At 60.9% G+C, this 24,423-nt stretch carries 22 protein-coding genes; 9 read left to right on the plus strand and 13 right to left on the minus strand.

Features of this window, described 5'->3' with window-relative positions:
- From CKW25_RS07735 to CKW25_RS07745, 3 genes are all read left to right on the plus strand, one after another.
- The gene (locus CKW25_RS07735) at positions 1-1,320 is read left to right on the plus strand and encodes an MFS transporter (protein WP_095078587.1); all 1,320 of its coding nucleotides are present in this window, start codon (positions 1-3) and stop codon (positions 1,318-1,320) included.
- A 401-nt stretch (positions 1,321-1,721) separates the two neighbouring features.
- Positions 1,722-2,057, plus strand: coding sequence for a hypothetical protein (locus tag CKW25_RS07740; RefSeq protein ID WP_095078588.1), 336 nt, complete (start codon positions 1,722-1,724; stop codon positions 2,055-2,057).
- 139 nt (positions 2,058-2,196) lie between these two features.
- On the plus strand, positions 2,197-2,829 hold the full coding sequence (locus tag CKW25_RS07745; RefSeq protein ID WP_095078589.1) for a flavin reductase family protein: 633 nt from the start codon (positions 2,197-2,199) through the stop codon (positions 2,827-2,829).
- Here the strand turns inward: CKW25_RS07745 and CKW25_RS07750 are convergent, their stop codons facing one another.
- Together CKW25_RS07750 and CKW25_RS07755 are read right to left on the minus strand one after the other, a co-directional pair.
- The gene (locus CKW25_RS07750) at positions 2,830-3,093 is read right to left on the minus strand and encodes a hypothetical protein (protein ID WP_095078590.1); all 264 of its coding nucleotides are present in this window, start codon (positions 3,091-3,093) and stop codon (positions 2,830-2,832) included.
- Position 3,094: 1 nt separating this feature from the next.
- Positions 3,095-3,469 carry a putative quinol monooxygenase gene (locus CKW25_RS07755; RefSeq protein ID WP_095078591.1) on the minus strand — a complete coding sequence of 125 codons (375 nt, stop codon included), beginning with the start codon at positions 3,467-3,469 and terminating at the stop codon, positions 3,095-3,097.
- Positions 3,470-3,804: 335 nt separating this feature from the next.
- Here CKW25_RS07755 and CKW25_RS07760 point away from each other — a divergent pair, with 335 nt between their 5' ends.
- Positions 3,805-4,734, plus strand: a complete 930-nt coding sequence (locus CKW25_RS07760; protein WP_095078592.1) for an AraC family transcriptional regulator — start codon at positions 3,805-3,807, stop codon at positions 4,732-4,734.
- An 899-nt stretch (positions 4,735-5,633) separates the two neighbouring features.
- Here CKW25_RS07760 and CKW25_RS07765 read toward each other — a convergent pair.
- The 6 genes from CKW25_RS07765 to CKW25_RS07790 all read right to left on the minus strand — a co-directional run bounded on the left by CKW25_RS07765 (position 5,634) and on the right by CKW25_RS07790 (position 13,212).
- Positions 5,634-6,689 carry an ABC transporter ATP-binding protein gene (locus CKW25_RS07765; RefSeq protein WP_095078593.1) on the minus strand — a complete coding sequence of 352 codons (1,056 nt, stop codon included), beginning with the start codon at positions 6,687-6,689 and terminating at the stop codon, positions 5,634-5,636.
- Positions 6,690-6,847: 158 nt separating this feature from the next.
- Positions 6,848-7,696 carry an ABC transporter permease gene (locus CKW25_RS07770; protein WP_095078594.1) on the minus strand — a complete coding sequence of 283 codons (849 nt, stop codon included), beginning with the start codon at positions 7,694-7,696 and terminating at the stop codon, positions 6,848-6,850.
- Complete coding sequence (locus tag CKW25_RS07775) at positions 7,693-8,601, minus strand: ABC transporter permease (protein ID WP_095078595.1); 909 nt, start codon at positions 8,599-8,601, stop codon at positions 7,693-7,695. The genes CKW25_RS07770 and CKW25_RS07775 overlap by 4 nt, the downstream gene beginning before the upstream one ends.
- Before the next feature lie 206 nt (positions 8,602-8,807).
- Positions 8,808-9,911, minus strand: a complete 1,104-nt coding sequence (locus tag CKW25_RS07780; protein ID WP_095078596.1) for an ABC transporter substrate-binding protein — start codon at positions 9,909-9,911, stop codon at positions 8,808-8,810.
- Positions 9,912-10,129: 218 nt separating this feature from the next.
- Positions 10,130-11,578, minus strand: coding sequence for an aldehyde dehydrogenase family protein (locus CKW25_RS07785; protein WP_095078597.1), 1,449 nt, complete (start codon positions 11,576-11,578; stop codon positions 10,130-10,132).
- The gene (locus CKW25_RS07790) at positions 11,575-13,212 is read right to left on the minus strand and encodes a 5-guanidino-2-oxopentanoate decarboxylase (RefSeq protein ID WP_095078598.1); all 1,638 of its coding nucleotides are present in this window, start codon (positions 13,210-13,212) and stop codon (positions 11,575-11,577) included. The genes CKW25_RS07785 and CKW25_RS07790 overlap by 4 nt, the downstream gene beginning before the upstream one ends.
- 159 nt (positions 13,213-13,371) lie before the next feature.
- Here CKW25_RS07790 and CKW25_RS07795 point away from each other — a divergent pair, with 159 nt between their 5' ends.
- Complete coding sequence (locus CKW25_RS07795) at positions 13,372-14,271, plus strand: LysR substrate-binding domain-containing protein (RefSeq protein WP_095078599.1); 900 nt, start codon at positions 13,372-13,374, stop codon at positions 14,269-14,271.
- A 63-nt stretch (positions 14,272-14,334) separates the two neighbouring features.
- On the opposite strand, the gene CKW25_RS07800 is transcribed toward CKW25_RS07795, so the two are convergent.
- The 4 genes from CKW25_RS07800 to CKW25_RS07815 all read right to left on the minus strand — a co-directional run bounded on the left by CKW25_RS07800 (position 14,335) and on the right by CKW25_RS07815 (position 18,742).
- A complete protein-coding gene (locus CKW25_RS07800; protein WP_143497279.1) occupies positions 14,335-15,357 on the minus strand; it encodes an alpha-xenorhabdolysin family binary toxin subunit B in 1,023 nt (340 codons plus the stop codon).
- 34 nt (positions 15,358-15,391) lie between these two features.
- Positions 15,392-16,618, minus strand: coding sequence for an alpha-xenorhabdolysin family binary toxin subunit A (locus CKW25_RS07805; RefSeq protein ID WP_095078601.1), 1,227 nt, complete (start codon positions 16,616-16,618; stop codon positions 15,392-15,394).
- Positions 16,619-17,146: 528 nt separating this feature from the next.
- A complete protein-coding gene (locus CKW25_RS07810; protein ID WP_095078602.1) occupies positions 17,147-17,761 on the minus strand; it encodes an NAD(P)-dependent oxidoreductase in 615 nt (204 codons plus the stop codon).
- 96 nt (positions 17,762-17,857) lie between these two features.
- A complete protein-coding gene (locus CKW25_RS07815; RefSeq protein ID WP_095078603.1) occupies positions 17,858-18,742 on the minus strand; it encodes an MBL fold metallo-hydrolase in 885 nt (294 codons plus the stop codon).
- Positions 18,743-18,857: 115 nt separating this feature from the next.
- Between CKW25_RS07815 and CKW25_RS07820 the strand changes: the two genes are divergently transcribed.
- Positions 18,858-19,763 (plus strand): LysR family transcriptional regulator, encoded by a 906-nt coding sequence (locus tag CKW25_RS07820; protein ID WP_095078604.1) that lies wholly within the window; start codon positions 18,858-18,860, stop codon positions 19,761-19,763.
- A 138-nt stretch (positions 19,764-19,901) separates the two neighbouring features.
- Positions 19,902-20,078 carry a hypothetical protein gene (locus tag CKW25_RS26640; RefSeq protein WP_172736434.1) on the plus strand — a complete coding sequence of 59 codons (177 nt, stop codon included), beginning with the start codon at positions 19,902-19,904 and terminating at the stop codon, positions 20,076-20,078.
- A gap of 9 nt (positions 20,079-20,087) precedes the next feature.
- Here CKW25_RS26640 and CKW25_RS07830 read toward each other — a convergent pair whose 3' ends face one another.
- Positions 20,088-20,975: a helix-turn-helix domain-containing protein gene (locus tag CKW25_RS07830; protein WP_095078606.1), complete on the minus strand. Its 888-nt coding sequence runs from the start codon at positions 20,973-20,975 to the stop codon at positions 20,088-20,090.
- A 177-nt stretch (positions 20,976-21,152) separates the two neighbouring features.
- Here CKW25_RS07830 and pobA point away from each other — a divergent pair, with 177 nt between their 5' ends.
- Both pobA and CKW25_RS07840 read left to right on the plus strand, forming a co-directional pair.
- Positions 21,153-22,346, plus strand: coding sequence for a 4-hydroxybenzoate 3-monooxygenase (gene pobA / locus CKW25_RS07835; RefSeq protein ID WP_095078607.1), 1,194 nt, complete (start codon positions 21,153-21,155; stop codon positions 22,344-22,346).
- Between the two features lie 78 nt (positions 22,347-22,424).
- Positions 22,425-23,942, plus strand: a complete 1,518-nt coding sequence (locus CKW25_RS07840) for an MDR family MFS transporter (protein ID WP_095078608.1) — start codon at positions 22,425-22,427, stop codon at positions 23,940-23,942.
- Positions 23,943-24,423: the final 481 nt, after the last annotated feature.

Consider the following 24,423-nt stretch of genomic DNA (forward strand, 5'->3'; position numbering starts at 1 on the left):
ATGGATAACTCACAAGCCCTGCCTCTTGGGTCGGCTGCTTCGCCTGCCAAAGTAAGAACCACGGCCAGCCGCATCAAATCGATTTTCAGCGGTTCCGTCGGCAACATGGTCGAGTGGTACGACTGGTACGTCTACGCCGCATTCTCGCTGTACTTTGCAAAAGCCTTCTTCCCTGCCGGCTCTTCCACTGCACAGCTAATGAATACCGCAGCGATCTTTGCCGTCGGCTTCCTGATGCGTCCTATCGGTGGCTGGCTGATGGGCATTTACGCCGACCGTGTCGGCCGTAAAGCCGCGTTGATGGCCTCGGTCTACCTGATGTGCTTCGGCTCGTTACTGATCGCCCTGAGCCCGGGCTACGAGACCATCGGTATTGGTGCGCCGATCCTGCTGATCTTTGCCCGATTGCTGCAAGGCCTGTCGGTCGGTGGCGAGTACGGCACCTCCGCCACATACCTGAGCGAAATGGCGACCAAGGAGCGTCGCGGCTTCTTCTCCAGCTTCCAGTACGTGACCCTGATTTCCGGCCAGCTCATCGCACTGGGCGTGCTGATCGTTCTTCAGCAAACGCTGACCACCGAGCAACTGTATGCCTGGGGCTGGCGTATCCCGTTCGCCATCGGCGCCCTGTGCGCGGTCGTAGCGCTGTACCTGCGTCGCGGGATGGAAGAAACCGAGTCGTTCACCAAGAAAGAAAAGTCCAAAGAAAGCGCCATGCGCACGCTGATGCGTCACCCCAAGGAACTGATGACCGTGGTCGGCCTGACCATGGGCGGCACCCTGGCGTTCTACACCTACACCACGTACATGCAGAAGTACCTGGTGAACACGGTGGGCATGAGCATCAGCGACTCCACCACCATTTCGGCGGCCACCCTGTTCCTGTTCATGTGCCTGCAGCCGATCATTGGCGGCTTGTCGGATAAAATCGGTCGTCGCCCGATCCTGATCGCCTTCGGTGTACTGGGGACCCTGTTCACCGTGCCGATCCTGATGACCCTGCACACCATCCAGACCTGGTGGGGCGCGTTCTTCCTGATCATGGCCGCCCTGATCATCGTCAGCGGCTACACCTCGATCAACGCCGTGGTCAAAGCCGAACTGTTCCCGACCGAGATCCGTGCACTGGGTGTCGGCCTGCCATACGCACTGACCGTATCGATCTTCGGCGGTACCGCTGAATACATCGCCCTGTGGTTCAAGAGCATCGGCATGGAAACCGGCTACTACTGGTACGTCACCGCCTGCATCGCGGTGTCGCTGGTGGTCTACCTGACCATGAAAGACACCCGCAAACACTCGCGGATCGAAACTGACTGACGGCTACTCATCCGCCGGCTTCTACAAGCCTTGTAGAAGCCGGCGGGTACGCCTGCCACACCGCTTTGCCCCCCTGAATCCTCGACATCGCACGCCTGCAATCTCCCCTCGCCGCACTCCCCCCTCCCCCTCGAAAAAGACACCGCTCGTTCATCTCGCATTGATTAATGATCGGTTAATTCCCGGTTGTCATTCTGCTGCCATCTGAATCCCTATCGACGTTTCGTCCGTACAGCGAATGCAGGCCTGGGAAACCGTGCCTGAAAGCAATCTGCGAGGCTTAATACATCGAGAATTTCGATATCTTAAGGCAAATATTTGCGCTTTTTAATCAAATTAATCCGCGTAGTATCAACCCCATACCCAACGCACAACACATCAACGCACCTGGAGCACACACCATGAAAACCAAACTGATCCTCGCCCTGACCCTCTCCGTACTGGCCGCCAATACCTTCGCCGCCGATGGTTTTGAGCGCACCGGTTCTGCTGTCGCCGCTGATGGTTACGATCGCACTGGCGCTGCCACCCTGGCCGCCGACGGCTTCGACCGCACCCCACAAGGCCAGACCGTTGCCGAAGGTGGTCGTGATCGCCTGGAAGAAAAAGGCCTGGTTGAAGATGGCTACGACCGCACCGGTTCCGCCACCGTCGCTCAGGATGGTTTTGATCGCACCGGCACTGCCACGCTTGCGGCTGACGGTTTTGAGCGCACCGGTTCGGCTTCCATCAGCTGACCGCTGAACGCGGCATCACAGCCCGGCCTCGGCCGGGCTTAGTCGTTTTTATGGGGCAGGATCCCGAGCAAAAAATCCTTGGAGTAATCCGCACACGCCTTGCACTATTACCCCCTTTCCCCGCCCTGGAACCGCGCCCATGCCTGACGATATCCACTTCTACGAACCCGCCCTGGGCCACGGCCTGCCCCATGACCCGTTCAATGCCATCGTCGGCCCACGGCCTATCGGCTGGATTTCATCACAGAACACTCAAGGCCGGCTGAACCTGGCGCCCTACAGCTTTTTCAACGCGTTCAACTACATTCCGCCGATCATCGGGTTCTCGAGCGTGGGTCGCAAAGACAGCCTGAACAACATCGAACAGACCGGCGAGTTCGCCTGGAACCTGGCCACCCGCCCGCTGGCCGAACAGATGAACCAGAGCTGCGCCATGGTGGCGCCCGACGTCAACGAATTCGAACTGGCCGGGCTCACGACCGTGGCCTCGAAGATCATTCAGGTACCGCGCGTCGCCCAAAGCCCGGTGTCCTTCGAGTGCAAGGTCACCCAGATCATTCAGTTGCAGCGCGCAGACAAGGAGGTGGTGCCGAGCTGGCTGATTCTCGGCGAAGTGGTCGCCGTGCATATCGCCAAGTGGTTGCTCAAGGATGGGGTCTACGACACCGCCGCGGCAGAGCCGATTCTGCGCGGCGGCGGCCCGGCGGACTATTTCCAGGTGGGCCCGGAGGCCTTGTTCAAAATGTTCCGTCCGGGGGCAAACGGGCGGTGATTACCAGACCAGTTCGCCGTCTTCGCTGACGTCGGCCAGGTGCTCGAGTTGCTGCTCGGCGGCCTGATCGGCCTCAAGAGCGGTCTTGAACGTCTGTTCGATGAGGACTTTATTAAAGCGCGGGGCGCCCGAGCCACCCAGTGCCTTGACGGCGATGGCGGCGTTGTAGCCTTCCTCGGCGCGTACCGCGGCTGAAACGGCTTCGAACTGTGCAAACTCTTTACGTGCCATGTTGCGGATCCTGGCCAATGGAAAGTCGGCCATTCTAAACCCTTAAGCGGGCTGACGGCTGCATGGCCGAGGCGTTGGACCGTGGGTACTCAGCGCGGGCCTGTTGTGCCGACACGTCGCTGAAGGTGTGGAAGTCCAGGTGGTTGACCACCAGTTCCTGCACCAACTCGCCGAATATCGCCATGGCCGGACTGCCGAAATAGGCGGTCATGGTTTGCTGGTCGGCCCAGAAACCGGAGACCAGCCACAAGTCGGGGTCGCACAACGAGTGCTGCAGGGCAAAGTGCAGGCACCCGTGCGCCTGGCGCGAAGGTTCGATCAGGCTGCTCAAGCGCGCACCCAACTCCATCGAGCGACCCGCTCGGGCACGGACAAACGCCATATGGCTGACGGGGATTTGCATGGACATGTTCGAGTCTCCCAGGGTGTCGACGATCCGCAGCCTTGAGAGAGGCGGCGACAGGAACAGAGGTTAAGCACCTGGCTCAAGGGGCGTTAGTCGATTCCTGCCGGCTTGTTGCACAATCCTGCATCGGCACGGGATCGGTGCCACGCTCGTCCCCACCTGAGCGATGAACGTCACCCGGTGTTTCGAGCAAGTTTTTCAGTGCGCCCGGCAGATTTTCCATGCTCCACTGGACGACACGGCAGGATCAGGCAAGTTTTGCGCAGGATCGGCCTACCGCCCTGCCTTGCACAAATTTAAGCTGTGCCCATTCCATCAGCCTTGCCGAGGATGTGCCCATGACGTCTCTGGATTCCACCCACGCCCCGCTGGACGCCAACCTGGAACAACAACGCGTGGAACTCTCGGCAATCATTGGCCGTAACACCTGCGAGGACGGCAGCTACGCGACCGCCATCGGTTCGTTGTTCCTGTCGCGCCACAGCCAGTCCCACGAGTTCGCCCCGGTGCTCGCGCAGCCTGCGCTGTGCATCATGGCCCAGGGCCGTAAAGAGGTGCGCCTGGCGGACGAAGTCTTCAACTACGACCCGCTCAACTACCTGGTGGTCTCGGTCTCGATGCCGCTCAGCGGACGGGTAGTGAATGTGTCGCCCCAGGAACCGATCCTCGCCCTGCGCCTGGACATCGACCCCGCGGAGATCACCGCGTTGATCGCCGACGCTGGCCCCCTCGACGTCCCCACCCGCCCCGTCGGGCGTGGCCTGTATGTCGAGCAACTGGATCAACCGATGCTCGATGCCGTGCTGCGCCTGGCACGCCTGCTCGACACACCGAAAGACATCGCCATGCTCGCACCGCTGGTGCGCCGGGAGATTCTCTATCGTTTGCTGCGCAGCCCACAGGGCCACCGGTTGTATGAAATTGCGATCGCCAACAGTCAGAGCCATCGCATCAGCCAGGCCATCAAATGGCTCAACGGCAACTATGAGCAACCCTTGCGCATTGATGACCTGGCCCGGGAAGTGAACCTGAGTGTGTCGACCCTGCACCACCGCTTCAAGGCGATGACGGCCATGAGTCCACTGCAGTATCAGAAGCAACTGCGCCTGCAAGAGGCGCGGCGCCTGATGCTGGCCGAGGGCATCGACGCCTCCGCCGCCGGTTACCGCGTGGGCTATGAAAGCCCCTCACAGTTCAGCCGCGAATACAGCCGACTGTTCGGCGCCCCACCGCTGCGGGATCTGGTGCGGCTGCGGATATCGGTTTGATCAGAATCGTCGGCGAGTAAATGCAGCACCGTCCGTGGCGAGGGAGCTTGCTCCCGCTCGGTGGCGCAGCCGCCGCCATACAGCTGAATGCGGCTTGCCTGACATACCTCGATGGCCTTGTTGGGCCGGCTGCGCCGTCCAGCGCGAGCAAGCTCGCTCGCCACAGGGGATCTTCACTCGCCGCTGGGCTTTCACCTGGCAAGTGGCACCTCATGACTCAGGCTCATTACATCCAGACACCCCCTATCCCCGTGGCGAGGGAGCTTGCTCCCGCTCGGTGGCGCAGCCGCCGCCACTAAGCAGAATGCGGCTTGCCTGACATACCTCGATGGCCTAGTTGGGACGGCTGCGCCGTCCAGCGCGAGCAAGCTCGCTCGCCACAGGGGGATCTTCACCCGCCGCTGGGCTTTCACCTGGCAAGTGGCACCTCATGACCCAGGCTCACTACTGGCACCTCATGACTCGGGCCCACTACTTTCAGGCAACACTTGGCCCCGTGGCGAGGGAGCTTGCTCCCGCTCGGTGGCGCAGCCGCCGCCACAAAACTGAATGCGGTTTTCCTGACATACCTCGATGGCCTTGTTGGGACGGCTGCGCCGTCCAGCGCGAGCAAGCTCGCTCGCCACAGGGGGATCTTCACCCGCCGCTGGGCTTTCACCTGGCAAGTGGCACCTCATGACCCAGGCTCACTACTGGCACCTCATGACTCGGGCCCACTACTTTCAGGCAACACTTGGCCCCGTGGCGAGGGAGCTTGCTCCCGCTCGGTGGCGCAGCCGCCGCCATACAGCTGAATGCGGCTTGCCTGACATACCTCGATGGCCTTGTTGGGCCGGCTGCGCCGTCCAGCGCGAGCAAGCTCGCTCGCCACGGGCTGCAAAGAGAACCCACCTCTGACCTCAGGCGCCCAGTACCCGGCAGGCCTCGGACGGAATAGTCACCGACACCGGATTGCCGATGCTCAGACCGATGTCCTGGCACGGTGTGCTCAGGGCGGTCAGCGAAACGCCGGAACACTCGACCGTGGTTTCGATGGTCGCGCCGATATCCCGTACAAAAGTCACTTTGCCCAGTAGCCGGTTACCCGCCGTCGCCTGAGGATGGGACAGTTGCAAGTCCTCGGGACGCACCAGCATCTTGACCTTCTCGCCCACCACAACGCTGCTGCAGATCGGCACCCGCAGGGCATCGCCGCCTGGCAAACCGACCTTGCCGTCACCCAATGCGGTGGCCGGGAAAATGTTGCCCGAGCCGATAAAGTCCGCCACAAACTCGTTGGCCGGGTGGCGGTAGATCTCGATCGGTGTACCGATCTGCTGGATCCGGTGTTCACCCAGTACCACCACGATATCGGCCATGGTCATGGCTTCACGCTGGTCGTGGGTGACCAGGATGGTGGTGATGTTCAGGCGTTGCTGTAGCTGACGGATTTCCACCTGCATCGACTCACGCAGCTTGGCGTCCAGTGCCGACAGCGGCTCATCGAGCAACAGGATTTTCGGATGCGCGGCAATCGCCCGGGCAATCGCCACCCGTTGACGCTGGCCGCCGGACAGTTTCGACACCGGGCGGTCGACCATCTGTTGCAGCTGAATCAGTTGCAGCAACTCAGTGACCCGCGCCTGCTGGTCGCTCTTGCTCACGCCGCGCAGCTTCAAGGGATAGGCGATGTTCTCGCCGACTGTCATGTGCGGGAACAGCGCCAGGGATTGAAACACCATGCCGAAGTTGCGCAGGTGCGCGGGCGTATTGCCAATGTCTTCGCCGTCCAGGCGAATCTCGCCGCCACTGAGGGTTTCCAGGCCCGCGATCATGCGCAGCAAGGTGGTTTTACCGCAGCCCGAGGGGCCGAGAAAACACACCAGCTTGCCCTCGGGCAAATGCAGGTTGACGTCTTTTACCGCGCAGGCCGAGCCGTAATGTTTCTCGACGTTTTCCAGAATCAGACCAGTCATGTTGCTCACCTCAAATCATGGGTTCTGTCTGGAAGTAGCCGAGCGAAGATCAGGCAAGGCAAAAGGCGGCGAGGAAGCGTAGTTGACTTTAGTCAATGAGCATTCCGAGCTGACTTTTAACGCAGCATGATCAAGCGCAGGCACTTTCCAGACTGAAATCAAAAGGAAACGCCACCTTCACCGACCAACTTCTCCAACGCCCAGATCAGGACGAAGTCGATCAGCACGATCAGCACGGCAAACGAAAATACGGTGGGGTCCAGCGACGACACGGTGCGGCTGTACATCCAGATCGGCACGGTCATGACATCGATGGTGTAGAGGAAGTAGGTCACGGTGAACTCGTTGAACGAGACGATGAATGCCAGCAGCATCCCCGCCAGGATCCCCGACTTCATCAGCGGTACCACCACATCGAAAATAGCCCGGGTCGGCGAAGCACCGAGCATCTGCGCCGCCTCTTCGACTTCGCTGCCAATGGAAAGCATCGCCGCCGTGCAGTTCTTCACCACGAACGGCAGGGCCAGGATCACGTGGGCAATCACCAGCCGCGAGGTGGTCATCTGGAACGGCAGGCTGTCGAACACCAGCAGCAAGGCCAGCCCCAGCACCACCATCGGAAACACCAACGGCAGCGACATCAATTGCAGCGCCACGGCCTTGCCACGAAACCCGCAACGGGTCAGCGCATAGGCGGCCGGCACCGCGATGAGCGTGGCGAAGATCATGGTCAGGCATGACACCATCAGGCTGGTGCTCATGGCCGTGCCCAGGCTCAGCACATCGCTGGCGTCCGGCGAAACGAAGGTGTGCCAGGCGGCCTTGTACCATTGCAGGCTGTAGCTGCTGGGCGGGAAGTCGAGGTTCGACGCGCCACTGAACGACATGACGATCATGGTCAGGATCGGCAGCACCGCCAGCAGCAGGATGAAACCGGACAACACGCCGGCAAACCTGCCGGTATCGCCGGGCAACAGCGCCTGGCGCTTCTTGATCAAGGTGCTCATTGCGAAGCCTCCAGCATGCGCCGACGACGGCCGGTGATGTATTCGGACAGGGTCATGATGGCCAGGGTGGTGACGATCAACACCACGCCTGCCGCGGACGCGGCGGGCCAGTTCATCAGCGGGGCAATCTGGTCGTGCACCATCACTGCCAGCATCGGCACACGGCGGCCACCGAGCAGCAACGGCACCACAAAACTGCTGGCGTTGTAGGCGAAGACCAGGGTCGCACCGGTGATGATCCCCGGCAGGCTCATGGGCAACACGACCTGGCGGAACACCTGCAAGCGGCTGGCGCCGAGGGTCGCGGCGGCTTCTTCATAGGTCCGTGCCACGCCACGCATGGCGCTGGCAATCGGCAGGACGGCCAACGGAAACGCGGTTTGTACCAGCCCCATCAGTACGCCGTTCTGGTTGTACAGCAGCATGATCGGGCGCTGAATCAGGCCCAGCCCCATCAAGGCCTGGTTGAGCATGCCACCGGGGCCCAGGATCACCAGCCAGCCATAACTTTGCAGCAGCAGATTGACCAGCAACGGCAACAGCACCGCCGCCAGAAACACCCGGCGCAGCAAGGGTGAAGTCAGGCGTGACATGGTGTACGCCACCGGAATCGCCAGCAGCACCGCGATCACTGCGCTGATCAATGCCAGACGCAAGGTCAGCAGCAAGGACTTGAGGTAGTAAGGCTCCAGCAACTGGGTGTAGCTGGCCAGGCTGAAACCGCTCCACTCCGCGCCTTTGGTGCCGACGCTCATGCGCAGCACCAAGAGGCTGGCGGCAATCAGCACGCCGAGAAACAGCATGGAGGGCGTCAGGAAAATCCAGGCGCGCAGCGTTGGCGAAACGCCGAGGTGACGGCGCACGACAGCAGCGCCGACCGGGTGGGTCAGGGGTTGGTGTTCCATAGCAAGGGTCTCGTCAATGGAAAACAAATAACCTGGAGTCGCACGAGAAACCGTGGCGAGGGAGCTTGCTCCCGCGGGGTCGCAAAGCGACCCCGGAACCTGTTGACCGGTGTTCATCTGACACACCGCACCGCCCGCTTCACGACTGCTACGCAGCCGAGCGGCAGCAAGCTCCCTCACCACAATGGATCTCCAGACGACAGGCGTCAGGAAGAGAAGATTTCCGTGTAACGACGAATCCATTGGTCATGCACACTCGCCAGGAAGGCGTTGTCGTGCATGATCGCCTTCTCGGCGATCTGCTCCGGTGTCAGGATGTACGGGCTCTTGCGCGCTTCGGCGGAGATGATCGCCTTGGCGTTGACCGGGCCGTTGAAGATGTCTTCGGCCATCTTGCCCTGCACCAGCGGGTCGAGGGAGTGGTCGATGAAGGCATAGGCCAGGTCAGTGTCACCGGGACGGTTTTTCGGCATCACCGACAACATCAGGTCGGTGTAGAAGCCTTCCTTCATCCCGAACGTGGCGCCCAGGCCATAGGCCGGGTCACGGATCTGTTTCGGGAAGAACGCCGGGGCGTACAGGCCACCCATGTCCAGGGACCCGGTGCGGAACAGTTCGGCGATCTGGTTGGGGTTTTCACCCAGGGTCACGACACGGTCCTTGAGCTCGGCGAGCTTCTTGAAGCCAGGTTCGATGTTGTGTTCGTCACCGCCCGCCAGTTTCGCCGCGATGATGATCAGGTCCATCGCCTCGGTCCAGTTCGGCGGTGGCAGGAAGATGTTCGGCGCCAGATCGGCGTCCCACAGCGCCGCGTAGCTGTCCGGGGCCTCTTTCAAGGTACGGGTGCTGTAGACCAGGCTGTTGCACCAGAGCAGGTAACCAATGCCGTGGCCGTTGGCCCCGGTGCGGTATTTCTCCGGTACGTCGAGCAGGTTGGGAATGCGGTTGAGATCGGGCTTCTCCAGCAGGCCGGCGGCGGCCAGGCCTTCGGCACCGACACCGGCCAGGGTGATGATGTCGTATTGCGGGCGATCCCCCCCGGCCTTGAGCTTGGCGACCATCTCCGAGGTACTGCCGGTGCGGTCGGCGATGACCTTGGCACCGGTCCTGGCTTCGAAGGTCGCGGCAATGTTGCGCAGCGCGGCAAGCCCGGTGTCATCGGACCAGGTCAGCAGGCGCAGGGTCTTGCCCTGGAAACGGGTATCGCTGGCGCTGGCGCGGATGAACGGCATGCTCATGGCCGCCGCGGCAACCGAGGCGACACCTACGGTCTTGATGAATTGTCTTCTGTTCAGATCATGCTCGCCCATGGAGGACTCCCTTTATTGTTGTAGGTATAAGGTGGCTGCATCCCTTGCGACCGCACTGTTCGACTCGCGGCAAGCCCCCCGGATTACAAGGGCTTGGGCGGGGGCTTCGGGCTCATCCTGAGGTCACGCAAAACGCGCAACAATCGAAAAAAAATCATTGGAGCCATGTCCCGAGCGCATGCCTCGTCGCGAGGCATGCGTGGCCCGTTTTCATGCTCTCAGACGGCGCGAATCACGTGCTTGATTTCCTGGAACGCTTGCAAGCCCCAAGGCCCCAATTCGCGGCCGATACTGCTCTGTTTGTAGCCGCCCCAAGCGGTCTGCGGGAAGATCACCTGGGGCGCGTTGATCCATACCAGCCCGGCCTGCAAGGCGTTGGCGACCCGCTCGGCATTCTCGACATCACGGCTGACCACGCTGGCGACCAGGCCGAACTGACTGTCGTTGGCCAGCCCGATGGCCTCCTGTTCAGAGGCAAAACGGCGCACACACAACACCGGACCAAAAATCTCTTCACACCACAGCGCACTGTCCAGGGGCACGTCGGTGAAGACCGTGGGCTGCAAAAAATAACCGCGCGGCAGATCGACAGGACGGCCGCCACCACAGACCAGGCGGGCGCCAGCGCTCAGGCCGCGATCAATATGGCCCAGCACCCGCTGGTACTGCGCCTGATTGACCAGGGCGCCCATTTCCACGTCCGGGTCGAACGGATCGGCCACCCGGATCGATTCGGCGCGGGCCTTCAGCCGCAGGAGGAATTCATCCGCCAGTTCATCGGCCACCAGTACCCGGCTGGTGGCGGAACACATCTGCCCGGCGTTGAAAAAACCACCGCCGCTGGCCAGTTCTACCGCCAGGTCGAGGTCGGCATCCGCCATCACCAGCAACGAGGATTTACCGCCCAGTTCCAGGCTCACGCCCTTCACCGTTTCCGCCGCGCGCTGCATGACCTGCACGCCGACCGCGTTACTGCCGGTAAAGGAAATCTTTGCCACCCGTGGGTCGCCCGACAGCGGCGCACCGACCGCCAGGCCCGTCCCGCAGACCAGGTTGAACACGCCCTTGGGCAAGCCGCTCTCGGCAATGATCGCCGCCAGTTCCAGCTCCGCCAGCGGGGTGACTTCTGACGGCTTGAGCACCACGCAGCAACCCGCTGCCAGGGCCGGGGCGAGTTTCCAGGCGGTGGTGACCATCGGGAAGTTCCACGGCACGATCAACCCCACCACACCGCACGGCTCGCGGCGCACGCGGGCGGCAAAGTCGTCGCTCGGCAGCTCGACCGTGCGGTCCAGGCCGGCATCCAGTGCGTCGGCCAGACCGGCGTAATAGTCGAAGGTGGCGATCACGTCATCGACGTCGATCCCCGCTTCGAACCGGGGCTTGCCGTTGTTGATCGACTGCAAATACATCAGGCGCTCACGGCGAGCCTGCACACCGCTGGCGATGGCTCGCAGGATCGCGCCACGCTCGCTACCGGTGGTTTGCGACCAACCGGCAAACGCCGCGCTGGCTGCAGTCACCGCCTGCTGGACCGCACGTTCATCGCCGCCGTTGACCGTGGTCAACAAGGCTTCGGTGGCCGGGTTGATGACCCGCAGGTGTTCGTCGCCCGCCGACCATCGACCGTCGATGTAGAGGCCATTCAAGGTGACAGGAAAGCTCATGCCGACACCGCCTTCATCCACTGGGCCTGGTCGATTTCGATCAGGGTCGGGCCCTGACGGTCAACCGCCGCCCGCAGGGCTGACCGCAGTTCTTCAACGCCGTTGATGGCCAGTGCCGCGCAGCCCAGGCCTTTGGCCACGGTGATGAAATCCGGGGTGTAGATGTCGACGCCCACCGGCTCGATGGCGCGGTTGACCATGTACTTCTTGATCTCTTCGTAGCCCTGGTTGTTCCACAGCAGGACGATGACCGGGGTATGGGCTTCCACCGCGCTGGCCAGTTCCGGCAAGGTGAATTGCAGGCCGCCATCGCCGATCAGGCACACCACGGGCGGACGGGCGTTACGTTCGGCTCCACCGCCGAGCCAGGCGCCGATGGCGGCTGGCAAGGCGTAGCCCAGGGTGCCGTAGCCGGTGGACGAGTTGAACCAGCGACGCGGACGTTCCGGGTTGAACGTCAGGTTGCCGGTGTACACCGGTTGGGTCGAATCACCGACAAACACCGCTTCAGGCAGCGTGTCCTGCACGGTTTTCAGGAACAGCGTCTGGGCGCGGGTTGGCGCGTCCCAGGTCGTGTCGAGCTCCGCACGCAAGGTCGCCGCCCGAGCCTGGCCCCAGTCGCTGCTGCGTTCAGCCAGCGCATGCCTGGCCACGCCATCGAGCAACGCCTGCGCCGCGTTCCGGGCGTCGGACACCAGCGCTACCTGGGGCGGGTAGTTGCGCACGGTCTGGTCGGGATCGATGTCGACCCGCAGCAAAGCTCCCGGAATCTCGAAGCCACCGGCAAAGGTCACGTCGTAGTCGGTTTCCGCCAGTTCGGTGCCGATGGCCAGCACGACGTCGGCGTCCGCCACCAGGGCACGAGTGGCCAGCAGGGTCTGGGTCGAGCCGATCAGCAGCGGGTGCAGCGAGGGCAGCATGCCTTTGGCGTTGATGGTCAGTGCCACCGGGGCGTCGAGCCGTTCGGCCAGTTTCATCAGTTCGGCAGCGGCATCGATCGCACCGCCACCGGCGAGGATCAGCGGACGCTTGGCGTTGGCCAGCCACTCGCTCATTTGCGCCACGGCCGATGGGGCGGCACCGGCGCGAGTGATGTTTACCGGCTGGCTGTCGAGCAGTGCGTCGGCGTCTTCCACCAGCACGTCCAGGGGAATTTCGATGTGCACCGGACGCGGGCGACCCGCCTGGAACAAGGCAAAGGCGCGAGCCAACACGCCAGGCAATTCAGCCGCCGACATCAGCGTATGGGAGAACGCCGCCACACCGGCCACCAGCGCACCCTGGTTCGGCAGCTCGTGCAGCTTGCCGCGACCGCCACCCAATTGGCTGCGCGATTGCACGCTGGAGATCACCAGCATCGGGATCGAATCGGCATAGGCCTGGCCCATGGCGGTGGTGATATTGGTCATGCCAGGACCGGTGATGATGAAGCACACCCCCGGTTTGCCACTGGTGCGGGCATAGCCGTCAGCCATGAAGCCGGCGCCCTGTTCGTGACGCGGAGTGACGTGGTGGATGCTCGAACGGGCCAGCCCGCGATACAACTCAACGGTATGCACGCCGGGAATGCCGAACACCTGCTCGACCCCGTAGCCTTCGAGTAACTTGACCAATACTTCGCCACACGTCGCCATGTCTTTGCCCTTTTTATTTGCTGAGACGCTGACCCCGCGCGCCAACCCAGTGTGCGCGGCGAGGCTCAGTCATGGCGTTATTGGAACGGTCCGCGGGTAGCCGCAACAATCGATAAAAAGTCATACTCGCCATGTCCTCACCTCATGCCTTGGCGTCCCATGAAACGACTTCCCCCCCTTCCCGCCCTGCACACGTTTCTGATCACGGCCCAGTGCTGCAACTTCACCCGGGCAGCCGAGCAGTTGCACATCACCCAGGGTGCGGTGAGCCGGCAGATCGCCGGTCTGGAAGAACATTTGGGTTACGCCCTGTTTCACCGTCAGGCGCGCGGGCTGAGCCTGACCGCCGAAGGGCTGGAGTGGCTGCCACGGATCCAGCAGGTGTTCGGCCTGATCGACGAGGCGGTGGAACAGGTCGGCAAACACCGTGAAACCTTGCAACTCAAGGCGCCAACCTGTGTCATGCGCTGGCTGTTGCCACGTTTGCTGCAATGGCAGAAAGAACGCCCGGACGTGCCGGTGGAGCTGACGACCACCGTGCAGCACGGCGTGGACTTTCACCGCGAACAGTTCGACGCGGCCGTCATGTACGGCGCGCCACCGGACAGCTCGCTGGCGTCCTTGCGCCTGTTTGACGAACAACTGACGCCGGTCTGCTCCCGGCCGCTGCTCGACGGCCCGGTGCCGCTGCACAGCCCGAATGACCTGGGCAAGCACCTGCTGTTGCACCCCACGCGTGATCAACGGGACTGGAAAACCTGGCTGAAAGCGGCGGACGTCAACCTCAATACCCTGGGCAAGGGGCAGCATTTCGAAACCCTGGATTTGGCCATGTCGGTGGCGTCCCAGGGTACGGGCGTGGCGATTGGCGACTGGTCATTGATCGGCGATGACCTGAGTGCCGGACGGCTGGTCATGCCCTTTGATCTGAAGGTCAGCACAGGGTTGGCGTACTACCTGGTGTTCCCGCAAAAGCCGGGACCGTCGCCGCAGCTGCGCGAGTTGATGGAGTGGCTGATACTGCAGGCACAACAACGCGATGAGTGCTCGACGGTGTAGGTGCAATGCCTGCAAAACAAAGAAGGTCATGCGCATGGCATGACCTTCAGTTCGCTTGATGGATCAGCTTTTCTTGATGGCTTTCAAATAGCTCTGAAATACCTCATAACGTTCGGCGGTCGCTTCCAATGCCGACACATCCGCTATCGACTCAGGCTTGTTGGCCTGGAGAAAATGCGTGTAGGCCTCTGCGACCTTGGCGACTTCTTCCGACCAGCTACGGATAACCGGACCCAGTGCGTCCAGCTCATCCAGTGCATGGAGCTTGCGTCGCAACTCACGGACTTGCGACTCGTCAGACTTGAGGCTGGCATCGAGCATAGTCGTCCGCTCGCGCACGGCATCCCTGGCTTGCGCCAGATTGGTGAACTGACGCCCCTGGTCGACACCCTCAAGGTTTCCCTGGAGCTTGTTCAGCACCATTTGCAGGAACTCCTTATCCGGCTTTTGAGTCGCGACCAGCTTCATCGCGGCCTCGATTTCCTCTGCGCTCGGCAACAGACTGTTGACGATAGACCGCCAGCCTGGCGCCTTGAACCGCTGAATGGCGTCATCGATAAATCGTTTCTCCGCAGCGAGCTTCTCAAGGTCCCCCCTGTCGGTCTCAATGCGCCGTTCAGTAGCCGCCACCTCAGTACCGAAGGCGCTACGCAAACTACCGGTCGACTCAGCGAAACTGATCGACTCAAGCTCCCGGACCACCCTCGCCAGATCGCGATTGGCAGAAGCCACCACAACCTGCGAACCGCTGACCCGCCCAACTCCTTGATTCAGGAGCCTGCCTGTTTGTTCATCTTTCAATACGGAGGACAAATCAGTGAGGCTTCGAACCTCCTGGATGCTGGTTAACGTTGCGACGAATCCAGTGTTGGCCAATGACGCATGAACCTTCTTGATATCGTCGAACAGCTGTTGATGTGCGTCATTCAGCTCGCTCCCGACAAACGCAAGCTTGTCTTTCAATGAGGGTAGAAAATTAAACCCCTGACCTGCCACACTCATGTTCAGTCGGTCCTTGGCGACCCGCATTGCAACCGTATCGGGCACCACATAATGACTAACCGCAAAAAAACCATAGTTATTCATAGCCATATTCTTCCCTGAACAAAAAACAACTTAATTAGTCCGCAACAATCTGATTGAAAACACTTGACAGCGCACGGGCATGCCCCTTGATGGTTTTCCACGGCTCGAAAATAGCCTGAAGATTAAGCACCAGCAAAATCAGATCCAACTCACTCGCATCGTCTTCAAACGCCTCCAGAGACACACCCAGGCTACTCCAGACAATACCCAATACATCCTCGATACACTTGATGCCTTGCTCGGCATCCTTCATCAATGCACGCATCTCGGTAAAATTGGTCGCCAGGGTGATCAGGCTTTGCGACAAACGAGCCTTCGACAACTTCCCAAGCATTTCATCCTTACGCTCTAACAATAGATTCTTTTGCGCCCTGGTTTCTTCAGCCTGGGCACCGAATATACCACCGGTCACTATCAAGCCAATCGGACCAAACACCAGCCCGGTAAAGGCATACCCCACTTGACTGTCATACTCTGATTGCTTTTCGGCAATAGCCTCGTCAAGTAACTTTAATTGCTTACGAAGTTCATCAACCTCTCCGTGCCCGTCAATACGCGCCTCATCAACAACTTTCTGCTTGAGCGCCACCTGAATCAACAACTCATCCGATATCTTGCGTGAAAACTCAATAGCCAATGCATTGACGCTGTTAACATTCAGGTAAAACTCCGCGATATTCTTTTTCGCCCAAGTCAATGCCTTTCCGAGGCTTTCAACACATTTTAAATCGATAATGCTAAGCGGAATAACTGCCAAACGTGCTTTCTCATCCTCGCTCAACGAGTCAACATTGCCCTGAAAATTTTTGTAGGCTGTGCTGCCTTTCAAAATCTCGATAATGATCGAGCCCGACCTGATAAACGTACTGGCAAACAGATCCAACTGATTGCCAATATCCTTTGTTCTACGTTCCAGCGTTGCCCATGACAGTGCATGCTGATGAATCTGCTGATGTAACTGCTGCATGCTCGCCGGTTCAAGCGCTTCGTAACCCGAGTCACGATAGCCCAGAAAAGATTTAACCTCACTGAGATCTACCGGCAAGGCAAGCCCCGCACGAACATAACGCTTAATTGATAACACATGACTCTTCTTTACGATAAATGTCTCATCATCTTTTTTTTTCGCGCCCTGCTCAAAATACTGAACCGGCACGAATTTCGAGGCTTCCATCACATCGCCAACGCCCTCCAACGTTGGAACAACTTGCTCCGCTATGGCTTGCAACTGCTTAGCGGCAAACTCTAAATCCTGTCCCATACATCCTCCGGCGCATCATTAGAAATACAGCCACAACTTAAATAGCTACTCATGCACTCCCTGGATCGATGAGTAACAGATTTACTGCCAAGCAACCGTATCGCGCCAACATCCTTATCCGCAATCGCCCACCAGAACCAGGCAACGTAGGACTTTAAACCTGAACACCGTCAGCCATCTAAAAATACCCCACTTAAAACAAATTACACATTGACCAAACAACCTATAGTTACTCAGCACGCTCCGCCATACCCGTACAAACACACTCGACGCGACAACAGCACACACCCACTCCGATAAACGCGCAAAAAGGCCACTCAGTGGCTAATGCCGGTCAGTTAAGAGAAATAAAGCCGAACACGAAACCCGTGGCGAGGGAGCTTGCTCCCGCTGGGCTGCGTAGCAGCCCCAAAACAGGGCCGCTTTGCGCCCCAGCGGGAGCAAGCTCCCTCGCCACGGGTACTATGTTCGGCTGGTCTTTGGTTTAACTGATCGGCATTACACTCAGTGGCCTTTTTAAATATTCAATCAGTAACCCACCGTAAATCTCTGCCGGGAATAGGCGTGTTTCTCCACTTCATCGAGCATCGCAATCGCATAGTCGGCGAAAGTTATCCAGCTCTTGCCTTCAACACTCACCAGCAAGTCATCCTGGCCGATACGAAAAGTCCCGGTGCGCTCGCCTTCAACGAACAGCGCGGACGGTGAGAGGAAGGTCCAGTCCAGCTCCTGCTCCTGGCGCAAGGTGTCGAGGAATACCGCGCCGGCACTGGCCTCGGCCTTGTACTCAGCCGGAAAGTCCGGGCTATCGATGACCCGGGTGCCGGTTGGCAGCAGCAGCGAGCCGGCGCCACCGACCACCAGCAGGCGCTTGACCCCGGCTTGCTTCACCGGATCGATGATGGCGCTGGAGGGGATGGTCGCGAAGTGTGCGGCGCTGATCACCAGGTCATGGCCAGCCACTGCCGCTTGCAAGGCAGCGGCATCGAGAACGTCCACGTTCTTGCTCACCACTCCAGGGCGCGGGCTGAGTTTCGAGGTGTCGCGGGCGATGGCGGTGATGCTGTGACCACGACGCAGGGCCTCTTCCAGCAGCTGGCTGCCGGCACGACCGGTGGCACCAATGATTGCGATCTTGCTCATGAACAGTACTCCAAGTTCGGGTGTGACGCAGCGCGTCACTGGCGGCATTCCCACGCGAGCGTGGGAACGATCATTCAGTTACTCGGTGAACACGAGTTACCACTTCATTTCGCCCTTGGCGACTTTGGCACTCAGCTCCAGGGAGCTTTCTTCGCCCAGGGTCGGGTAACGTTTTTTCATGGCGCCGATCAGCTCGGCGGAATCCTTGGCGTTGGCTGTTTCTTCATCGAATGCCTTGATGTAGTCGGCGGTGAAATGCACGGCTGCCAGCGACCGGGCGCTGTCACCCAGGTAGTGGCCGGGAACGACAGTCTCGGGTTTCAGGCGCTCAATAGTGTTCAGGGTCGTCAGCCAATCCGCATGGGACTGTGAGGTTTGCGTATCGGCCATCCACACGTGGATGTTGTCTGCCACCACCACGCCGCCAACCACGGCCTTGATCGACGGGATCCAGACAAAACTGCGATCCGGTTGCTGGCCGTCCAGGCCGATGATCTCCAGTGGCTTGCCTTCCAGGATCAGGCTATCGCCCTTGAGCACACCCGGGACGATGGTTCTGGCCGGTACGTCAGCGCCCATTTTCGGCCCCCAGAACGCAACCTTGCCGGCAACGGTTGCCTTGATGTGATCGACCGTAGGCTGCGACGCCAGCACCTTGGCCTTGGGAAACGCCGCGGTAATCGTGTCCAGGCCAAAGTAGTAGTCCGGGTCGCCATGGCTGATGTAAATGGTGGTCAGTTGCTTGCCGCTGGCGCGGATTTTTTCCACCACTTGCTCGGCCTGGGATTGACCAAACTGTGCGTCCACCAGAATCGCTTCGCGCTCACCGCTGACCAGTACCGAGGTCACCGGGAAAATCGCGGCGGTACCTGGGTTGTAGACATCCAGGGTCAACGCGGGCGTGGCGGCGGCCGCATGAGCCAAGAAACCCAGGGTGGCGGTGGCGAGTAAAAGACGCTTGAGCGAAGTGAAGCCGATCATGGTGGTGCTCCGTGTTCCGTTGGCCGTATCTGGCGATGGGACAGAGCTTAGTTGCCTGACTCAGTACAAAAAATGCGATGCTTGGACATAGTTTGTTTCTGAAAGCGGGCAAATCATGGATCGTCTTCAAGCAATGCGGGTATTCGTCACGGTGGTCGACCTGGGCAGCCAGTCGGCCGCGGCGGATCATCTGGACCTGTCACGCCCGGTGGTCTCGCGCTACCTGGCGGAACTGGAAGACTGGGTCGGTGCGCGGTTGATGCACCGCACCACGCGCAAACTGAGCCTGACCGCTGCCGGCAGCGAAATCCTGCCGCGTTGTCGGCAGATGCTCGACTTGTCGAGCGACATGCAGGCCGTGGTGAGCGAACCGGACGATACGCCACGGGGCTTGCTGCGGATCAGCGTCAGCACCTCCTTCGGCCAGGCGCAACTGGCCGACGCCGTGGCCGCCTACGTCAAGCGCTTTCCCGGTGTCAGCATTGACCTGCAGATGCTCGACCGCACGGTGAACCTGGTGGACGAGCGCATCGACCTGGCGATCCGCACCAGCAACGACCTGGACCCGAACCTGATCGCCCGGCGCCTGACCGTCTGCCGCTCGGTGATCTGTGCCTCCCCCGCTTACCTGCGCGAACACCCGACACCCCTGCGGGTGGAAGACCTGCGCCTGCACAATTGCCTGACCCACTCCTACTTCGGCAAAAGCCTCTGGCATTTCGAACAGGATGGCGAGCAGGTCTCGGTACCGGTGCAAGGCAACATCAGCGCCAACGAAGCCAGCACCTTGCTGCGTGCGGCCATGGCTGGTGCCGGGGTGGCGATGCTGCCGAGCTATCAGGCCTACGTGCACATTCACAGCGGCGAACTGGTGCGCCTGCTGCCCCATGCCGAGCCCCGGCAGATGAACATGTATGCGGTCTATGCATCACGCAAACACATGCCGGCGGCGTTGCGCAGCATGCTGGATTTCCTGGTGGCGCGGTTCCCGGAAATTCCGCAATGGGACGCGAACCTGTAGGTGCTTTGGGCCATGATCGTTTTCGACATCACGGCCCTGAATACCCGGCTACACGCGAGGGCCGCTTGCATGGCAAGTCCCTGCGCCTGACCTATGCTGACAGTAATACCCACGGGTATTCGTTCAGAGGTCAACGCCATGAACATCAGAACAAGAAGATACCTCGCCATTTTCATTACCTGCACCGCCACCCTGGCGTTGTATGGCACCGCTGCCTACCGGGTCGAGCAAGCCCGACAACAACCCAGGGTCACCGCCAGCTGTAGTGTCGACCAGTGCATTCCACACAACGCAACCCTGAACTCCCTCAGGTAACGGACCGTCTCAGTCGTCGCTGCCCTGATCGGACTTCAAGCCATCGCGAAATGCCTTGGGCGAGATCCCGACACGCCGCCGGAACAGCCGCGTGAAGTTGGTCGGATCGGAAAAGCCCAGCCAATCGGACATCTCATAGATGGTCATGCTGGTGTAGGTCAACAAACGCTTGGCCTCCAGCAACTGGCGCTCGTGCATGATCTGCAGCGCCGGCTGCCCCGCCAGCTCGCGGCACGTGCCATTGAGATGGGACACGGAGATCCCCAGCCGGTGCGCCAGGTCCTCGACCTTGATGTGCTGCCGATAGTTTTCTTCCACCAGCTGAATGTACCCATTGAGGTACTCCCGCGCGCGCTGGGGCCGCTGGTTGGCCGCTCGGCGCTGGATCACCTGTCGGCTGACCCACACCATGATGACGCTGACCAGCGAATGCATGAGCATTTCACGCGCCGGTTGATGCCCGGTGTACTCATTCTGCAAGGCACTGAACAGGCTGTTCAGGTAATCGGCTTCGCCACCGGCGGGGTAGCTGGCGGCCTGCGCCAAGGCATTCACCGAGTTGCCGAGTTGCGCTTGCAGGTGAGCCACCAGCGGTGCCGCCAGCGTCACCACAAACCCTTCAACGTCTTCATGGAAGCGAAAACCATGCACGGACAGTGGCGGCAGGATCTGGATCGCGGCTTCGTTGAGCAGGGTACGCTGGCCTTCGATCTCCAGCTCTGCCTGGCCTTTGAATACAAACAGCAACTGACATAAATCGGCGTGCCGATGGGGTTTGATTTCCCAGTGGTGTTCGCGGCTGCGCTTGGAGATGGTTTCACAATGCAGCAAGTCCGGGGTCGGCCAGTCCAGACTTTCACCATAGAGCTTGAACACAGGAATCGCAGGCTTGTTCATAACTTCAGTCCAGGCCTCAGCATAACGGGCGATAATCGCCCCGATTGGCGAAATGTACAGGTATCGGCTCAGTTTTCACCTTCAATTGACAGACTCACAAGCGAAAAATGCAAGCACTCGATTCTGAATAACCATTCACCGGCGTTGTCCGCGTGAAGCTTGCGAGCCATAACAACAATGAAAATTCTCAAGACCCAAGTCGCCATTATCGGCGCCGGCCCCTCTGGCCTGCTGCTCGGCCAGTTGCTGCACAACGCCGGCATCGCCACCGTGATTGTCGAACGCCAGACACCTGACTACGTACAACAACGAATCCGCGCCGGCGTCCTGGAACAAGGCATGGTCGACCTGCTGCGCCAGGCCGGGGTCAGCCAGCGCATGGACGCCGAAGGGCTGGTGCATGGCGGCTTTCAGTTGGCCTTGGGCGAGCGCCAGGTGCACATCGACCTGCACGCCCTGACCGGCGGCAAGACGGTGATGATCTATGGCCAGACCGAAGTCACCCGCGACTTGATGATTGCTCGTCAGAACGCCGGGGCCACGACCCTGTACGAAGCCCACAACGTCGTGCCCCACGGCATGAAATCCGACGAGCCTTTCCTGACGTTTGAAAAGGATGGCGAGACCTGGCGCGTGGATTGCGACTACATCGCCGGGTGCGACGGGTTCCATGGCGTCGCTCGCCAATCGATTCCCGCCGACAGTTTGAAGGTCTTCGAGCGGGTGTATCCGTTCGGATGGCTGGGCATCCTCGCCGACACCCCGCCCGTCCACGAAGAACTGGTCTATGCCCGGCATGCTCGTGGCTTTGCCTTGTGCAGCATGCGTTCACCCACCCGCACTCGCTACTACGTGCAAGTACCGACCGAGGAAAAAGTGGAGGACTGGTCCGACCAGCGCTTCTGGGATGAGTTGAAAGCACGCCTGCCCTCGGCGCTTGCCGAACGCCTGGTGACCGGTCCGTCCATCGAAAAAAGCATCGCGCCGCTGCGCAGCTTTGTGGTCGAACCGATGCAGTACGGGCGCATGTTCCTGGTCGGCGATGCCGCGCACATCGTCCCGCCAACCGGTGCCAAGGGGCTGAACCTGGCGGCCAGCGATGTCAGCACCCTGTTCAACATCCTGCTCAAGGTGTTGCGTGACGGCCGTACCGACTTGCTGGAAAAGTACTCCGAAATCTGCCTGCGCCGAGTGTGGAAGGCCGAGCGATTCTCCTGGTGGATGACCTCGATGCTCCATACCTTCGAAGACAGCGACGCCTTCAGCCAGCGCATCAGCGAATCGGAACTGGAGTACTTCGTCGACTCCGAGGCCGGGCGCAAGACCATCGCCGAAAATTACGTCGGCCTTCCTTATGAGGCTATCGAATAGCTTCCTACCGACTTAAACTGCCGAGCATCCCCGCTCGCCATGCTCCCTGCGGGTCAATCACTGCCCGCAGGTTTACCCGTGACCCATCTGAACCCGCCCGACACCTCCAGACCGGCCATTCGCAGCGTGTTGATTGCCTTGATGCTGGCAATCTTTCTCGGGGCGCTGGACCAGACCATCGTCGCCGTGTCGATGCCGGCCATTTCCGCGCAATTCAAGGACGTCAGCCTGCTCGCCTGGGTGATCTCCGGCTACATGGTGGCGATGACCGTCGCGGTACCGATCTACGGCAAGCTTGGCGACCTGTATGGCCGGCGCAAGCTCATGCTGTTCGGCATGGGACTGTTCACCCTGGCCTCGCTGTTCTGTGGCATCGCCCAGAGCATGGAGCAGCTGGTACTGGCGCGGATCATCCAGGGCATCGGGGCCGGCGGGATGATTTCGGTCAGCCAGGCGATCATCGGTGACATCGTGCCCCCCCGTGAACGCGGACGTTATCAGGGCTACTTCAGCAGCATGTACGCGGTGGCCAGCGTGGCCGGCCCGGTACTCGGCGGCTACATGACCGAGTACCTGTCGTGGCGCTGGGTGTTTCTGATCAACCTGCCGCTGGGCGTCGGCGCCTGGCTGGTGGCCAATCGCACGCTGGTGGGGTTGCCGGTGCCGCACCGCAAGCCGGTGATCGACTATCTGGGCACGCTGTTGATGATCCTTGGCCTGACCGCCTTGTTGCTGGGCATCACCGAGGTGGGCCAGGGTCATTCCTGGCGCAGCGGTGAAGTCCTCGCACTGCTGCTGTGCGCGGTGCTGGGCCTGGCGTTGTTCGTCGGGCATGAGCGTCGAGCTCCCGAGCCGCTGCTGCCCATGCACCTGTTCGCCAACCGCAACGCGGTCCTGTGCTGGTGCACGATTTTCTTCACCAGTTTTCAAGCGATTTCGCTGATCGTGCTGATGCCGCTGCGCTTCCAGAGCGTCACCGGTGCCGGTGCCGACAGCGCTGCGCTGCACCTGTTGCCCCTGGCGATGGGCTTGCCGATGGGGGCCTACTATGCCGGGCGCAGGACGTCGGTGACCGGTCGCTACAAACCGATGATCCTGACTGGCGCGGCGCTCACTCCGCTCGCGATCCTCGGCATGGCCTTCAGCTCGCCGCACGCGGTGGTCCTCAGCAGCCTGTTCATGCTGCTCAGCGGTATCGCCGCCGGCATGCAGTTCCCGACCTCCCTGGTGGGCACGCAAAACTCGGTCGCGCAACGGGACATCGGCGTTGCCACCAGCACCACCAACCTGTTTCGTTCGCTCGGCGGCGCGGTGGGGGTCGCCTTGATGTCGGCGTTGCTGCTCGCGCTGTTGCAGGACTCGAGCTTCGCTCACCTGACCGGCGCCTCACTGATCGGCGAAGGTCACTCCGGGAACGTGCTCCTCGACGGATTGAACGCAGCACCGGGCGATGCGCAAGACGCCTTGCGCGGCGAGTTGCTGCTGACCTTCAGGCATTTGTTGATGGTCAGTGCGGGGGTTTCGCTACTGGGGCTGGCGGCGGCGATCGCCATGCCGAACATGCTGCTGCGCGGGCGGGAAGACAGGGCTGTGTAGTGACGCGCCACGCAATCGAACGTGAACGCGCCTGTGGCGAGGGAGCTTGCTCCCGCTGGCGTGCGCAGCGCGCCCTGACCAGGCGATGGCGGTCGTTCAGAACGACCTGGTTTACCGGCTTTGGGGCTGCTGCACAGCCCAGCGCGAGCAAGCTCGCTCGCCACGGGGCAGGTGTTCGGCACTTCATCCCAGGTGATCAAGGCTGTTGCTCCCATAGGCCTGTGGCGGAGGGAGCTTGCTCCCGCTGGCGTGCGCAGCGCGCCCTGACCAGGCGATGGCGGTCGTTCAGAACGACCTCGGTTTACCGGCTTTGGGGCTGCTGCACAGCCCAGCGCGAGCAAGCTCGCTCGCCACGGGGCAGGTGTTCGGCACTTCATCCCAGGTGATCAAGGCTGTTGCTCCCATAGGCCTGTGGCGAGGGAGCTTGCTCCCGCTGGCGTGCGTAGCGCGCCCTGACCAGGCGATGGCGGTCTTTCAGAGG

The organism is Pseudomonas sp. Irchel s3h17 (assembly GCF_900187505.1).
In the GTDB taxonomy this organism is placed as follows: Bacteria; Pseudomonadota; Gammaproteobacteria; order Pseudomonadales; family Pseudomonadaceae; genus Aquipseudomonas.